This is a genomic window from Nonomuraea mesophila, from assembly GCF_004352805.1.
Lineage (GTDB): Bacteria > Actinomycetota > Actinomycetes > Streptosporangiales > Streptosporangiaceae > Nonomuraea > Nonomuraea longispora.
In genome coordinates this window covers 22,593-38,233 of sequence record NZ_SMLD01000042.1, presented here as the reverse complement: position 1 = coordinate 38,233, position 15,641 = coordinate 22,593, and the positions used below count along the sequence as shown (strand labels likewise).

General features: G+C 72.2%; 12 protein-coding genes. All 12 read left to right on the top strand.

Going from position 1 to position 15,641, the window contains the following annotated elements; all coding sequences use genetic code 11:
* The first annotated feature begins 16 nt into the window (after positions 1 to 16).
* The 12 genes from E1295_RS18240 (at position 17) to E1295_RS18185 (ending at position 15,613) form a co-directional block, all read left to right on the top strand.
* Positions 17 to 916, top strand: a complete 900-nt coding sequence (locus E1295_RS18240; protein WP_166427281.1) for an ArsR/SmtB family transcription factor — start codon at positions 17 to 19, stop codon at positions 914 to 916.
* Positions 917 to 1,357: 441 nt separating this feature from the next.
* On the top strand, positions 1,358 to 2,239 hold the full coding sequence (locus E1295_RS18235) for a hypothetical protein (protein WP_132631517.1): 882 nt from the start codon (positions 1,358 to 1,360) through the stop codon (positions 2,237 to 2,239).
* Complete coding sequence (locus E1295_RS18230) at positions 2,236 to 3,189, top strand: T3SS effector HopA1 family protein (protein WP_132631516.1); 954 nt, start codon at positions 2,236 to 2,238, stop codon at positions 3,187 to 3,189. Before E1295_RS18235 ends, E1295_RS18230 begins: the two co-directional genes overlap by 4 nt.
* 129 nt (positions 3,190 to 3,318) lie before the next feature.
* Positions 3,319 to 3,501 (top strand): hypothetical protein, encoded by a 183-nt coding sequence (locus tag E1295_RS18225; protein WP_132631515.1) that lies wholly within the window; start codon positions 3,319 to 3,321, stop codon positions 3,499 to 3,501.
* A 170-nt stretch (positions 3,502 to 3,671) separates the two neighbouring features.
* On the top strand, positions 3,672 to 5,765 hold the full coding sequence (locus tag E1295_RS18220; RefSeq protein WP_166427280.1) for a PqqD family peptide modification chaperone: 2,094 nt from the start codon (positions 3,672 to 3,674) through the stop codon (positions 5,763 to 5,765).
* A gap of 1 nt (position 5,766) precedes the next feature.
* Entirely contained in the window at positions 5,767 to 6,579 is an 813-nt protein-coding gene (locus E1295_RS18215; protein ID WP_132631513.1) for an MbnB/TglH/ChrH family RiPP precursor modification enzyme, read from the top strand.
* Positions 6,549 to 7,955, top strand: a complete 1,407-nt coding sequence (locus E1295_RS18210) for a SagB family peptide dehydrogenase (protein ID WP_132631512.1) — start codon at positions 6,549 to 6,551, stop codon at positions 7,953 to 7,955. Before E1295_RS18215 ends, E1295_RS18210 begins: the two co-directional genes overlap by 31 nt.
* The gene (locus tag E1295_RS18205) at positions 7,936 to 9,927 is read left to right on the top strand and encodes a hypothetical protein (RefSeq protein WP_132631511.1); all 1,992 of its coding nucleotides are present in this window, start codon (positions 7,936 to 7,938) and stop codon (positions 9,925 to 9,927) included. Before E1295_RS18210 ends, E1295_RS18205 begins: the two co-directional genes overlap by 20 nt.
* On the top strand, positions 9,920 to 11,869 hold the full coding sequence (locus E1295_RS18200; RefSeq protein WP_132631510.1) for a TOMM precursor leader peptide-binding protein: 1,950 nt from the start codon (positions 9,920 to 9,922) through the stop codon (positions 11,867 to 11,869). Before E1295_RS18205 ends, E1295_RS18200 begins: the two co-directional genes overlap by 8 nt.
* Positions 11,866 to 12,777 (top strand): sulfotransferase family protein, encoded by a 912-nt coding sequence (locus tag E1295_RS18195; protein WP_220448778.1) that lies wholly within the window; start codon positions 11,866 to 11,868, stop codon positions 12,775 to 12,777. Before E1295_RS18200 ends, E1295_RS18195 begins: the two co-directional genes overlap by 4 nt.
* Positions 12,778 to 12,779: 2 nt before the next feature.
* Positions 12,780 to 13,913, top strand: a complete 1,134-nt coding sequence (locus tag E1295_RS18190) for an FAD-dependent oxidoreductase (protein WP_220448777.1) — start codon at positions 12,780 to 12,782, stop codon at positions 13,911 to 13,913.
* A complete protein-coding gene (locus E1295_RS18185) occupies positions 13,907 to 15,613 on the top strand; it encodes a carbamoyltransferase N-terminal domain-containing protein (protein WP_132631507.1) in 1,707 nt (568 codons plus the stop codon). The genes E1295_RS18190 and E1295_RS18185 overlap by 7 nt, the downstream gene beginning before the upstream one ends.
* Positions 15,614 to 15,641 lie beyond the last annotated feature (28 nt).

The window sequence follows — 15,641 nt, the reverse complement described above, 5'->3', positions numbered from 1 at the left end:
GGCCCAGGAGGCGCCCATGCTGGACCTCGGCTCGATCCGCTGCTCAGCCGAACCCATGCCGCTGATCGAGACGTTGAACAGCCTGCACTCGCTCAGCCGCGTGCGCGGTGAGGGGGCACTGCGCGGGTGGCAACGGCACGCGGCCGCGAGCCTGCCCGCCATGGCCAGGCCGTTGCTGGAGATGGTGACGCTCTGCCAGAGCGCGCTGACCTTCATCGCTCCGCCGGAGCCGGACCTGGACCGGGGGTTGCGCCTGGTCGCCGACATGCCGGACAGGACGGTGCGGGGTGAGTTGCGGACGGCGTTCGCGGGGCGGGAGGTCCCCCGGTGGTTGCTCGCGTTCGTCGGCAGCGCCGGCAGACGGGCCAGGCTCACGGCCGCGCTGCGCGTGTACTTCCGGGAGTGCCTGCTGCCGTACTGGGACGACGTGCGCGCGGGGCATGACCGGGAGGTGGCCGAGTTCAGCCGGTCGGTGACCCGGCACGGGATGCGCAGCGCGGTCCGGCCGCTCGCCGAGGCCATCGACGTACCGGCCCCCTGCAGCGAAGGGCCGGTCACCCTGGCGCCGTCGCCCCTGTGGGACGGCGAGCCCGTGGGCCGGTCGTTCCTCGGCGGTGAGCTGATGGTGGTGTATCCGACCACCGCTCCGCTCCCGCCCGAGCCGTCCACGCCGCGGGGGCGCCAGATGGCGATGGAGCAACTGCTCGGTCACACGCGCGCCGCCATCCTGCACAACCTCACCTCGCCCTGCGGGACGACGGAGCTGGCCGGGCGCATCAGGATGAGCATGCCGACGACGTCGGAGCACATCGCGGTGCTCAGAGCCACCGGACTGGTCACCACGACCAGGACCGGCAAGAAGGTGCGGCACGCGCTGACCCCGCTCGGGCTGGTCCTGCTGAACGGCCGTCGCTGACGTCGGCTCCGGACGGCGTCGTCCCTTCGGCCCACGCCGAATTCATGGACGGGTGCGGGCACCGCGGTTTACATGTCATTTGACCGCAAGCGAGAAAGGAAATGCACATGATTTCCAGAGAGCTCCTCGACGCCGCGACCACGTACGTGTCCCGCGACGAAATCGCCGCCGACGGCACCGAACTCACCGAGATGGCGCCGCTGACGACGATGAGGTAACAGATCGGCCCCGGTCGCGCATGGGCCTTCGCCCCCGTAAGTCCCATGCGCGGCCTCCGGACGGAGGAACACCATGTCGGCGGAGCGAACAGCGGACATCCGGCCTCTCCTGGCCGCGATGGGATATGCGGATTTCGTCGCCGACCCGGCTCCTCCGCGCGGCCGGAATCTCATCTGGACAGGGCACTGCACATCTGCCGGCGGAGCGCCGCGGCGCCTTTTCGTGAAAAGGCTCACCGGCGCGGACACGGCGGACCGGTTTTCCAGGGCGATGCGTTTCGCCGAGTTCGCCGGATCGAGGAACGGATCTCTGGCCGCCCACACTCCGGCGCTGGTCGCCGCAGAGGAATGCGCCCGGCTGCTCGTGTACGACTATCGCCCGGGCTCGTCGGCGTACGAATTGCCGGTGGATGAGAATGTGGGCCGTGAATGCGGGCGGCTCGTCGCCCTGCTGCACTCGCGTGACCTGCCGGCCGGAATCTCCGCCGCGCCGCTCGCGCGTCCGACGCTGGAGGAGTTCAGGGCGTTGCCGCTGCGGACCTACCTGGGGGCGAGCGGGGGCGAGTTGGCGGTGTGGCGGCTGCTGCAGCAGGACACCGCACTGATCAGCGCGATCTCCGCGCTGCTGGCGCTGGAGGACGACGCGCCGCGGGCTCCCGCGCACTGCGATCTACGTCTCGACCAGTTCCGCCGCGACGAGGCGAGGCTCTACCTCACCGACTGGGAGGAGTTCAGGGCTGCGGATCCCGCGCGCGACGTCGGCAGCCTCGCGGGCGACCTCGTCTACCGGGCCCTGTGCGAGGCGCTGTCGGGCAGGACCGGCGACGACCTCGGGCGGCGCCTCGACTCCGCGTTCGGCAGGGCGCGGGGACACGTCTCCGCGATGTGGGCGAGCTACCTGGAGTCGGCGCACGTCGACACCACGGGCCTGGCGGAACGGGCGGGCCGGTTCGCGGGCTGGCACCTGATCGACAGAACCCTGGCGCTGACGCAGATCAGCGGCCGCCTGCCACCCAAGGGGAAGGTCATGCTCGGAGTCGGCCAGATGGTGTTGCTGAGCGGGAACGAGGCCGGGGCGCGAGTGGGCCTCGATCGACCGGCGTGAGCAGGATCCGCGTCGCCCGCCGCCTGCGCCCGCTCCTCCACGGGATCACCGTCTCCCCCGACGGCACCCGCGCGCAGGCGGGTCCGCGTCACCGCCTGTCCGCGGCCGGCCCGGCCGAACTCGAACACCTGCTGGCCACGTTCGTCTACGACCACTTCCATGCCGGGAACGACGCCGACGACATGACGCCGTCCCCCGGGCTGGAGGAGGCGCTGCGGGCGTCGGTGCCGCATAGCCGCACCCTCACGCCGGTGGCGATCCTCGGCGAGCAGCCGGGCTCCGCCGACCTCGTCGCCGGGATCGACGGCGTACGCGTGGTCATCCCCGCCTCGTCGATCCGGCCGGGCACGGGAGCGGCGGCGCTGCCGTGCGCGCGTGCCGCGCTGTCCCCGGGATTCCTCGTCGTCGACGGCTCGCGCGGGTCCTGTCCCGACACCGCCGTACTCAGGGTCTACGTGCATCTCGCCGACCCGGGAGAGGCGCCGGCCGTCTGGGCGCGTACGCTGCGGGTCCTCGAAGAGGCGGAGGTCCGTTACCGGGCGAAGGTGCTCTCCCGGGCGGGCATGTACCCACGGCGGGACGCGCTGGTCGCCTATGTCCCCGAGGCGGCGGCCTCGGTGGCCTCCCTTGTCGCGGACCGGCTCGACGGCGTCCCGGGGCTCGGCGGTGGGACGTCGGTGTTCGCCTCGCCCATCGCGGACTCCGTCGCGGTGGCCTGCGAGCCGGTGGAGCATCCGGGCGGCGCGCTGAGCTTCGGCCGCCACCGCGCGACCGCGGTCGCGGCCGGCCTCATCGGGCACGCCCTGAGCCGGCGGGCGGTCACGAAGGAGGAGGCCGTGGCCGACGCGCTGGCACGATGGCGGATCGACCCCGCCGCGCCCGAGCGCAACCTCCGCTGCCCGCACGGCTGGGTCCCTTCGCGGCGCCGATCGTGCCGGCGGTGTGGATGAGGGCGTCCGGCCGGGCGTACGGGGAAAAGCGGGACGCCCATGGTTCGGCGCATTCCGAAATCATCGACAGGCGTGTTCTCCTCCCGCAGCCTGTGATTGTCAACGAACCAGCCGTCGAAAGGAGACACAGTGTCCGTGGACCTGTCAGTCACAACGCCGGTCGATTCGGCGACGTCACCGAACGAGATTTTCCAGATCAGTGACGTCGCCCTGCCGCAGCAGTACACGGCCGTGGACGAGAACGGCATGGAGATGATTCCCTGCATCGGCTGCGGCACCAGCATCGGCCCCTGCCTCTACTGCCGCGGATAGCAGCGCGACGGACGGCTCGCAAGAGGGCCGTCTTCTCGCTCTGAGCCGGTAAGGCGTGCGTTTCACGGCGCCTTACCGGCGCGTCGGCCGGAAAACCAGGAAAGGGTGTCGCCTTGCGTGTGTGCATGATCGGCAAATATCCACCGATTCAGGGTGGAGTGAGCCGGGAAATGTTATGGGACAGCTACGCGCTGGCGAGCATGGGACACGAAGTCCACGTCGTCACCAATGCCGGCGAGGTGGAGGCGGCCTTCAGAGTTCAGGAGGATCTGTACGCCGGCCAGCCGGGCGCCGACCCACGTACGAAGTCGGCCGTCCAGGTGCATCAGACGACGAGCGACGCGCGCATCCTGCGTCACGTGCCGTTCGCCAATCCTTTCGTCAGCAAGCTCGCCGGCACGGCCGCCCGGGTCGTCGAAGAACACGGGCCGTTCGACTTTCTCTACGGTTACTACCTGGAACCGTACGGGGTCGCCGCGCATCTGGCCTCCTCGTGGACCGGCGTCCCTTACGGGCTGAGGCACGCGGGCAGTGACATAGGCCGGCTCTACCGCCACGACGGGCTGCGCGAGACGTACGGGCACGTGGCGCGCGGCGCGGACTTCTGGATCGCGCCGACGTTGACCAGCCGGGGCCTGCACCATCTGGGCGTCGAGCCGGAGAGACTGCACCGGCACGTCCGCCACAGCGTGCCCACCCCGTTCTTCCACCCGGACGCCGAGCCGATGGACGTGGCGGCCGTCCAGGACGGGATCATCGAGGCGGGCGAGCTGAACGGGATCTACCGGCGGCGCGAGAGGTCGTTCCGGCGGGGCGAGCCGACCCTGGGCATGTACGGCAAGGCCGGGGACACCAAGGGGATGTCCGACCTGCTCCGTGCCTTCGCCGCCACGCCGGGCGGGGCCGCGGGGCACAACGTGGTGATCGCTTCCAGCGGCCCCGCGTCGGAGGTGCGGCGCCTGTACACGCTGGCCGAACGCCTGGGCATCGAGCGCAACCTCACCTTCCTGCCCTTCATGCCGCCGTGGCAGGTGCCGTCCTTCATCGCGGCCTGCGACGCCGTGGCCTTCCTGGAGCGCGACTTCCCGATCGGCGTGCACCGGCCGCTCGTGCCCCGGGAGATCCTCGCCTGCGGCGGATGCCTGATCCTCTCCCGCGACGTGGCCCGCTACCAGCTGTACGCCGACCAGTTGCGCGACAGGGAGAACTGCCTGCTGGCCGACCCGCGCGACGTCGCCGAGCTCGGCGACGCCATCGGCCGGGCCCTCGGCGACCCGGCGGCGGCCAGGGCGATCGGGCGTCGCGGCCATGACGAGATCTCGCGGGAGCTGGAGGACTGGGAGGGCTATGTCACGTATGTGTCGGACAACTTCGCGCGTATCGCCTCGGAGGCCGAGTCAAGGAGGATCGAGATGACCATGGCGGAGACACAGGCGGCGCTGGCCCGCCTGTACGTCGACGAAGCGTTCCGGGGCTGGTTCGCGCACGCGCCCGATGAGGCGCTGCGCAAGTACGAACTGACGGAGCCGGAGAAGGACACGCTCAAGGCGATCGACAAGAAGATGGTCGCTCTGTTCGCCCAGACCCTGCGCGACAAGCGCCGAGGACGGCTCGTGGCCACGTTCCCGCTGACGTCGAGGGTGTGCGGCAGGGAGATCGTCGGTCGCTATTTCGAGCGTTACTACGATCTGCACCCCGCCCAGCCCAACATGCTCGTGGCCGAGCACGCCATGGCCTTCGGCCGGTTCCTGGTGGACTGCATCGCCATCACCGCCTCCCTGCCGTCGTACGCGACCGATCTGTGCCAGTACGAGCAGACCATGAGCGAGATGCGGTTGACGCCCCTGCCCACCGACGACCTGCTGCTGCTCGACGCCGCCCCGCCTCCGGACGCGGACGTGCCGCCGCAGGCCAGGCCGGTGCTCGCGCCCGGCATCCGCATCCTGCGTCTCGACTACGACATACCGTCGATCGCCGACGCCATCGAACGGGGAGAAGCGCCGCAGGACGCGCGGCCGACGCCGGTCGTCCTCGTCATGCGGGTGCTCCCGCAGGGCCTGCCCGAGGCGTTCCGGGTGAACGAGGCGACGGCCGCGCTGCTCGACCTGTGCACGGGCGACAGGACCACGGCCCAGATCACCGACCTCCTGGCCGCCCGCTTCGGGCAGACGGCGGGCTTCGCGGACGCCATCGCGGGCGTGCTGAGGAGCCTGCGGGCCAGGAACGTCGTACGGGCCGGCGCGGACGAGAGCCGAGGTGCCTGACATGCTGGACATCCCCATGCTGGGCGCCGGGCTGGGTTTCCGCGAGGAGTTGTCCGAGGAGATCTACGCCGCCCACGACCAGATCGACTTCGTCGAGATCATCGCGGACCAGTACACGCGGCCGGGGGCCGACCTCAGTGGGCTGCGCCGGCTGGTCGACACCTTCACGGTCATCCCGCACGCCGTCGGACTGTCGATCGGCACCATGGGCCCCGTCGACATGGAGTATCTGGCGGGGGCCAAACGGGTGAGCGACACCTGCGGGTCGCCGTACTTCAGCGATCACCTGTGCATGACCAAGGTGCCGGGCATCGATCTCGGGCACCTGGCCCCGCTGTGGTTCACCGAGGAGGTCCTCGCCAACACCATCGAAAAGGTGAAGGTGGTCCAGGACGTCCTGGGCAAGCCGCTGGTGCTGGAGAACGTGACGTATGTGGTGGACATCCCGGGTGATCAGCTCGCTCAGCCGGAGTTCTTCCGCAGGCTGACCGACGCCACCGGCTGCGGTGTCCTGCTCGACGTCACCAACCTCTACACCAATGCCGTCAACCACCTGTTCGACGCCGACACGTTCATGGCCGAGATGCCGCTCGACCACGTCGTGCAGGTTCACCTGGCCGGCGGCTTCTGGCGTGACGGCATCCTCATCGACGGGCACTCGGACCCCGTGCCCGAGGAGGTCTGGGAGTTGTACGCCGCGCTGTGCGCCCGGGCGGACATCAAGGGCGCGCTCCTCGAACAGGACCAGAACCTGACGGACATCAAGCCCCTTCTGGAGCAGGTATGGCGGGCCAGGAAGATTCTGAACGGCTGACCGCCACGACGTCGGTGAGGTTGCGTCCCGGGGTGAGCTGCGTGCCCCACCCCGGCGGCGGCCTCTATCTCGCGGCCTGGCCGCACGGCCGGCACCTGCCGACGCCGACGCCCGCGCAGCGGGAGCTGCTCGCCCGGCTGGCGGCGGGCGCCTGCCGCGGGGACGGACTGACGGGAGAGGAACGCGAGCTCGCCGAACTACTGGAGCGCGGCGGCTGGCTGGAGACGACGTTCCTCCAGGGCGGGCGGCCGCTCTACGGTGTCCTTCCGGTCAAGCCGCTGGACACGCCGGGCGGCCCGCCTCCACGCGGTGTGGACCCGCGGTGGCGGCTGTCACGCTTCGCCCTCCTGCGGCGGGACAGCGCGGGCATGGTGCTGGAGTCGCCGTGTGCCAGCGCCGACATCCTCATCCACGATTCCGCGCTGCTGGGCCTGCTCGGCGGGCCGGACGGCGCGGGCGGAACACCGCCGGCCGGCCGGTTCTGGCACGACCTGTGGCGTACCGGGTTCCTGGTGGAGGAGGACGGGGGAGAGGAACCGCGGCTGCGCCACTGGAAGGTGCACGACCTGTGGTTCCACACGCGCAGCCGGTCCGGGAGCCGGGGACGGCCGCGGCACGGTTTCGGGGCCACCTCCTGGGGGCGGGGACGGTTCCCTCAGCCGCCCGCGCGCCGTACGGCGTCCTGCGGTCCGGTGATCGATCTCCACGTCCCGGACCTCGCGGGTCTTCGCGACGCGGACCCCGGCCTGACCGCGCTCGTGGAGGACCGCGAGTCGGTACGGGTCCACGACGACGGCGATCCGCTCACCCTGCGTCAGCTCGGGGAGTTCCTCTACCGGTGCGCCCGGGTGCGCGACGTCACCGCGAGCGACGGGATGCAGCTCGTCAACCTGCCGTACCCCTCGGCCGGGGCGTTGGGGGAGCTCGACCTCTACCTGGTCGTTCGCCGGGTCGCCGGGCTCGACCCCGGCCTGTACCGCTACGACGGCCATGCGCACCGGCTGGAGCGGCGGCCGGCCGACGCCGCGGCGCGGCGGCAGCTCGTCCGCGATGCCGCGGCGTCCGCGGGAGGTGCGCCGCCCCCGCAGGTCGTCATCGTCGTCGCCGCCAGATTCGCCCGCCTGATGTGGAAGTACGAGGGCATGGCGTACGCGGCCGTGCTCAAGGACGTCGGGGTCCTGTTCGAGCTGATGTACCTCGTCGCGACGGCCATGAGCGTGGCGGGGTGCGCGCTGGGCGCGGGCAACGCCGAGTTGTTCAGCGAGGCCGCCGGGCTGGACCGCTTCGAGGAGTCCAGTGTCGGGGAGTTCCTGCTCGGCAGCGCCCGGCCGCCGCGCACCGTGGAAGGGGGCGCCGATGGCGTTCCGGCTGTGTGAGGGCGTCCACCTCACCCCGACCGGCAGCGGGGTACTCATCCACACCCCTCGCGGCAGGACCGACGTGGACGACCCGTCGATGTATCGCTGGCTCGCCTCGCTCCTGCCGCTGCTCGACGGCTCCCACGCGCTCGATGACCTGATCGGCGCGTTCCCTCCGCGCGAGGAGGCGAAGGTGCGCCAGGCGGTCTCGGTGTTGCGCCGGGCCGAGGCGGTCGTCGACCGCGCGGCCGAGGACGACCACACCCTGCGGGCGTGGGAACTGGCCGAGTACCGGAACGAGATACGCTTCCTCGACCAGCACCGATCCTCCGCCGCACGGGCGTTCGAGGCTTACCGGGACACCACGGGCCTGGTGATCGGCGCGGGCGAACTGGCCCTCGCGTGTGTCCGTGGCCTGGTCGCCACGGGGACGCGCGTCGTGCGCGTGGCCGTGCCCGCGGCCTCCGACCGGCGGGCCTTCGCGTCCCTCGCCCCGCGCGACGCCGGCCAGCGGATCGAGTGCCACGTGCTGGACGGTACGCCTCGCGCGCGGCTGCGGGAGCTGCTCGACGACGCGGGCATCGTCCTGGCGGTGACGGGGCCGGACATGCCCGGACAGGGCCGCCTCGATGTGGCGCCGGGCACGGTGTTCGCGCAGGCGGTGCACACGGCCGGCCACGAGGTCTGGCTCGGCCCCGTGACGACCTCAGGAGCAGCGCCGGTGAGCCCGCCGGATCTGCTGGCCAGGTGCGCCGACGCCCTCCCCCTGGCCGGGGAACGACGGTCAGGCCGGATCGCGCCGCAGGCGCTGCGCGCGGCGACCACGGTGGCCGGCCACAGGCTCGTGCGGTCCGTCTTCCGGCAGGTCACGGGTCTGTGCGCCGAGGAGCCGCGCCATGTCCGGGTGGACCTGACGACGCTGGAGTGCACGGACCATCACGTTCTTGCGCATCCTCTCGAACAGCCCGCGGAGCGACGCTCGCGTGACGCCTTCATGGACCGCCTGGACGCGCTGGAAGCCGGGCGGCCGCTCGACGAGCGGACGCTGCGCAGCCGCTCCCGGCCCTGCCTCGACCTCCGTACGGGCATCTTCACGGACGTCACCAGGGCGGGGCCGGCCGGTCCGCCGCTCCACGTGCACGAGCTGGCCGTGGTGGATCCCGTCGGACGAGGCCGGGCGGGGACGGTCGCCGGGTACGGGATGAGCCGCGCCAGCGCGTACCGTGACGCTCTCCTGCGGGCCTTCGCGCTCTACGGAGCGGCGACCTGCGATCCGCGCCGATTCACCGCCGGCGGGACGGACCGGATGAGCGCCCGCGCGGCGGCCGCGGCGTTCAGGCGGGGGCGGGTGGACGGTGAGGTCTGGGCGCTGGACCTGAGCACGCGTGACGCCGTCCGCGTCGACGCGCGGCGGGCGTTCCCCCTTCTGCCCCGTCCGGACGGGGTGGCGGCCGGCCTCGACTGGGAGGAGGCGCTGACGCGGGCGCTCCTCGGACGAGCCCGGCGGCTGGCGCTCTCGCGGCTCACCGACGGGTACGCGGCCTTACCCGAGATCGACCTCGCCGACGCCCCTCTCGACGAGACGGCATCCGCCTGCCGGGACATCATGGCGGCGGCGGGGACGGCGCCGCGCTGCCATGACCTCAGCTCGCTCACCGTCGCGCCCACGGTCGGCCTCCGCCTCGGGGCACGCACGGTGGCCTGCGCCAGCGGGGTGTCGATCGCCGCGGCGCTGCACGAGGGACTGCTGCTCGCGCTGGCCGCGGCCCAGGCGACCGGCGACGACCGGCCTCCGCCGTCCGTCGCGCCGCTTGCGCGCGTCGGGCCCGGCACGGGAGTTCGGACCGATCCGGCGCCTCTCACCGCGGCGGAGCTGACCGAGGCGTTCATGGCACAGGGCCACAGGCCCGTCGCGGTCCCGCTCGACCATGATCAAGAAGTCAGCCGAATCCTCCCTTATGTCGTTAACGTGGTGATGTGCCGTGCCTGACATCGTGCTCGCCGGCAGCGGACTGATCCACGACGCCACCGCCCTCCGCCTGAGCGAGTCGTGGACCGTCATCCGGCCCCCCAGCGACGCTCCGGCGTGCGCCGCCGCCGGAGCGGTCATGTTCGTCACCGTGAGCGACACCTGGGAGAACCAGGACCGGGAGCCCGCCCGGGAGGCGTGCCGCGCCGCCGGCCTTCCGTGGCTGCCGGTACGGACGGAGCTCGGACGAGTCCTCATCGGGCCGGTCGAACGAGCGGGCGCCGTCGGCTGCCTGACCTGCTGCGACTTCAGACGCGGCAGAGGCAGCAGGGCCGCCGTCGGCGACGGCACGATGCGCGAACGACATGCCCGCGTTCTCACCCGGACGCCCTCGCCCTGGCTCACGGCGCTGGGGTGCGAGACCGTCGCCGCGATGGTCGCCGGGGAGGCGCACGCGGTCGCCGCCGGAGCGCCGGAACACCCGCGTACGGAGCACGCGCTGGTGTCCGTGGCGCTGGACACCCTGGCCGTGACCGTGCACCGGTTCCTGCCCGACCCCAAGTGTCCCACCTGCGGCGGCCTGCCGGACGACACACCCGACCTTGCCAAAATGTCCCTGTCCGCCCTGCCCAAGCCGTCTCCGACGACGTACCGGCTGGCGCGGCCCGACCCCGACGAGCTGTTCGCGGCCTACGTCGACCGGGAGACGGGGCTGATCGGGGAGGTGATCGAGGGCGAGAGCAGCGGCCTGGCGACCGCTTCGGCCCTGGCGGGAGTGCGGCACGTCGCGTACATGGCCGGGCACGGGCGCGCCGGCCGGGCGCGCGACAGCCGGGCCGTGGCCGTCCTGGAGGCACTCGAACGGTACGCCGGCTTCGAGCCGAACGGCACGAACCCGGCCGTCCGCGGCAGCTACGCCGAGCTGCGGTCCGACGCCCTCGACCCGCGATCGCTCGGCACGCACGCCCCCACCCAGTACGCCGCCAAGGGGTTCCCGTACCGGCCGTTCCGGGAGGACGCCGTGTGCGACTGGGTGTGGGGCCACTCCTTCGCCAGGGAGCGGCCGATCCTCGTACCGGCCTCGGTCGCCTACTACGGCCCCGGCCGCGACCGGCCCTTCTTCTACCCCTGCTCCAACGGCTGCGCGATCGGCGGCCGGCTGGAGGAGGCCGTGCTGCACGCGATCCTCGAGACGGCGGAACGCGACGCGTTCCTGATGACCTGGCACGCCGCGCTCTCCGTCCCCGCGCTGGACCTGCGCACGGCCAGGGACCCGAAGGTCGCGCTGCTCGGGGCGGCGATGGAGGCACGCACCGGCTACCGCCTGCGGGTGCACGACATCACCCTCGAACACGGCGTTCCCTGCGTGTGGGCCATGGCGATCGGGCCGCCCGGCGGCCCGCGGTCGGTCTCGGTCGGCGCCGCGCACCCCGACCCGTGCCAGGCCGTCGCCAAGGCCCTCGGTGAACTCGCGGTGCTCATCCCCGCCGTCGAGGCCGACCACGCGGCGAACGGCCGGCGTGCCTCGCTCATGGCCGAGCGGCCGGAGTTCGTCCAGCGGCCCTCCGACCACGCCCTGCTCCACGCCGCTCCCGAGGCGTTCCCCCGGCTCGCGTTCCTCACCGAAGCGCCGGAGGGACGCCCGTTCCACGAGGGCTTCGGCGCGCGGTTCCCTCCGCTCCGGCACGACGACCTGCGCGACGACCTGACCGCGCTGGCCGGCCGATACCTGGAGACCGGGATGGACGTGATCGTGGTGGACCAGACGACACCGGAACATCGGGCCCGGGATCTGGCCTGCGCGAGGGTCCTCATCCCGGGGACCCTGCCCATGACGTTCGGCCACGACAACCGGCGGCTGGACAACCTTCCCCGGCTCACGCGGGTCGCGTACACGCTCGGTCATTCGAGGGAGCCGCTCGCGCCGGACGCGCTCAACCTCTGCCCGCACCCCTTCCCGTGAGGTCCGACGTGAACCCCGTCTTCCTGCTCGCCCCCGCCCGCTCATGCTCCACCGTGGCGGTCGCCATGCTCTCCCAGCATCCGCGGATCTACGGTTTCCCCGAGCTGCTGTTGTTCACGGCGCCCACGCTCGGGGAGGTGCTCCACGGTGGCGGCGCGCGGTCCAGGCTGCCGCCGTGGTGGATCGAGAACCAGCGCAGCGGCCTCGTACGGACGGTCGCCCAGCTTCACCACGGCGGCCAGGACGACGCCGCGACCGGACAGGCCCTCGCCTGGCTGGAGCGGCACGCGCACTGGCCCTCGACCCGGCTCCTGGATCACCTGCTCGACCTGGTGCATCCCGACGTGGGGCTGGAGAAGTCGCCCGACACGGTCGCCGACCCACAAGCGCTCCAGAGATGTCTGGAGGCCTGTCCGGACGCCGGGTACCTCCATCTGACGCGGCACCCGCTGACCACGATGAGGTCCATGCGGGAGCACTGGGGCGGGATGCGCGCCGGCCACGACCAGGAGTCGTTGTCCGCGAGATGCGCCGCGGCCTGGTACCGCTCGCACACCGCCATCGTCACCGCGCTCGCGCGGGTGCCGGAGGAACGCCGGCTGCGGGTGCGGGCCGAGGACCTGCTCGGCCGGCCCGCCACGGAACTCCCCCGGATCCTCGGCTGGCTCGGGCTCGAATGGACCGACGCGGTGCTCGACCGGATGCGCGCCACCCAGAACTGGCCCTTCGCCGGGCGGGGCCCGTCACAGAACCTGTACGGCGGCGACTGGAAGTTCCATCGTGACCCCCGGCTGCGGGCCCTGCCGGACCCGGGCCCGGTCGGCTTCGACGAGTCATGGGGCATCGGCGAGAACTCCCGGCGGCAACTGGTACGGCTCGCCGCGTCCCTCGGCTACGAAAGGACATGATCATGAAGGTCGTCATCGTCGGGGCGGGCATCGCCGGACTGGCCGCCGCTGTCCAGCTGCATCGCGCCGGATGGGAGGTGATCGTGCTGGAACACGCGCCCCGGCTGCGCGACGGCGGTTACGTGGTGAACTTCTCCGGCCTCGGGTACGAGGCCGCCGACCGCATGGGCATCCTGCCGGCGTTGGAGGGGCACCGGGTGGTCTACGACTGGATCACCCACATGAACGCCTCCGGCAGGTGCGCCAGGATCTCCGCCCGGGCGCAGGACGCGCTGGGCGGGAACCAGAGCTACAACCTGATGCGGGGCGACATCGAGCGCGCCCTGTTCGACGCTCTGGACGGCGGCGTGGACATCAGGTACGGGTGCACGGTCAGCCACGTCGAGCAGCTCGGCGACGGCGTCCGTGCCTGGTTGAGCGACGGGACCGTCGAGCGGGCCGACCTGCTGATCGGCGCGGACGGCCTGCACTCGACCGTGCGGCGGCTGGTGTTCGGCCCGGAGGAGCGCTTCCGCCATGACCTGCACTACCTGGTCGCGGTCCTCGCCCTCGACACGGCGCCCGCCGGCCTGGCCCCCCGTACGTCCACGTCGCTGAACGTGGAGGGCCGTCAGGTCGCCGTCGCCAACGTGCCGGGAAGGGGCGCCCTCGCGCTCTTCTCCCATCGCACGACCGCTCAGGAGGCCGAGCTGTCCGCCGGGGCACGGGCCACCCTGCCGAGGATCTACGGCGATCTCGGCTGGGTCGTGCCGGAGTTGCTCGCGCGCATGCCGGACGACGGATCCGGCTATTTCGACGCGGTGAGCCAGATCAGGATGGAGCGCTGGAGCAAGGGCCGGGTGGTGCTGCTCGGAGACGCGGCCTGGTGCGTGACGCTCTTCGCCGGAGCCGGATCCTCGCTCGCCGTCGGCGGCGCCGACCTGCTGGCGACCTGCCTGGAACAGGCCGGCCGCGTCGAGGACGCGCTGCAGGACTGGGAGGCGCGGCTGCGGCTGCAGGTGGTGTCGAAACAGAAGGGACGCCGATCGATCCATCGGCTGCTGTCGCTGCTGGCGGACCCGCACGGCGAGATCGAGGTGTTCGACGGCGAGCCCGTCGGCCTGGCGGTGCCGGCCGGCGCGGAGGCGGCATGCTGATCTGCGGGCTGAAGCTGACGCACGACGCGGGCGTGGCGGTGGTCGAGGACGGCCGGCTGCTCTTCAGCGTCGAGGTGGAGAAACTGGCGAACCGGCGGCGCTACAGCCCCATGAGGGATCTGGACGAGATCGCCGGGATCCTCGCCGCCGAAGGGTTGGAGCCCGGCGACATCGACCGCTTCGTCATCGACGGATGGATGGGAGACGGCGACGGCGGCCTGGCGAGTCTCGCCACGTTCTCCGGGGGCAGGCCGCTGACTCTGCGCGCCGCGCCGTACCACGAGCCGATCGGGGCGCGCGAGGCCGTGTCGCGGCTGGAGTTCGGCGAGCTGCCCTTGGGCGGGCGTTCCTACCGCTACTCCAGTTACGCCCACGCCGTCGACCACCTGTACTCCGCCTACTGCACGAGCCCGTTCGCCGAACGCGGCGAGGACGCGCTGGTGCTCATCTGGGATGCCGGCATGGCGCCCCGGCTGTACCAGGTCCGCGCGGCCGGGCAGGTGGAGGCGCTGGGAGCGCTGTTCCCCCTGGCGGGCAGCGCCTTCGCGACCTTCTCGCTGCGGTTCGAGCCGTTCCGCCGCCCAGTGCCCCCGAACGGGCGGAGCGAGCGGGTCGCCACCCACCTGGAGGTCGCGGGAAAGGCGATGGCCTTCGCGGGGCTCGGCAGGGTCGAACTGGAGGCGTTCGGCGCATTCGACGACCTCGTCCGCGCGGCGGGGCCCGTACCGCGACCCGCCGCCCTGGCCGTGGCCGAGCAGGCGGAGGCGCGGCGGGCCGAACTGTTCCCCGGCCTGTCGGAGGCGGACCTCATCGCGACCTACCAGGCGTACCTCGGCCGGCTCCTGCTGACCGGTCTGCGACGCAAGCTCGACGAGCACGACGGTCCCGGGCAGAACCTGTGCGTCGCGGGCGGCTGCGCGCTCAACATCAAGTGGAACAGCTCCCTGCGGCGCAGCGGCCTGTTCCGCGCGGTGTGGGTGCCGCCGTTCCCCAACGACTCCGGATCGGCGCTCGGGGCGGCCTGCTCCGAGCTGGCCCACCTCGGGACCTGCGCACTGTCGTGGGAGGTGTACGCCGGCCCCCGCCTCGACACGACGCCGGCTCCGCCCGGATGGCGGTCCCGGCGCTGCGACGAGACGGAGCTGGCGCGCGTGCTCCACGAGGAGGACGAGCCGGTCACCGTCCTGGACGGCCGGGCGGAGCTCGGCCCCCGAGCGCTGGGCAACCGCAGCATCCTCTCCGCGCCCGTCAGCCCCGGGATGAAGAACCGGTTGAACGAGATCAAGAACCGGTCCGGTTACCGGCCCGTCGCCCCCGTGTGCCTCGAATCGCGGGCCGCCGAGATCTTCGACCCCGGCTCGCCCGACCCCTACATGCTCTTCGACCACGTCGTACGCGCCGGATGGAGGGCACGGGTCCCGGCCGTGCTCCACGTCGACGGGACGGCCAGGCTGCAGACCGTCACCGCCGCGCGTCAGCCCGTGCTGGCCCGCGTACTCGAGGCCTACGAGCGGCTGTCCGGCGTTCCGGTGCTCTGCAACACCAGCGCCAACCTCAACGGCAGCGGCTTCTTCCCCGACGTCGCCTCGGCCATGCGGTGGAACGGCACCCGCCACGTCTGGTCGGACGGAGTGCTGCACACCCGGCGCGCGGCGGACCGGATGAGCACGGCGTCCCGCGAACGGCAGAACATCGCTTGACCCCCTCGCAGAGCGAGAAGGAGCGCGG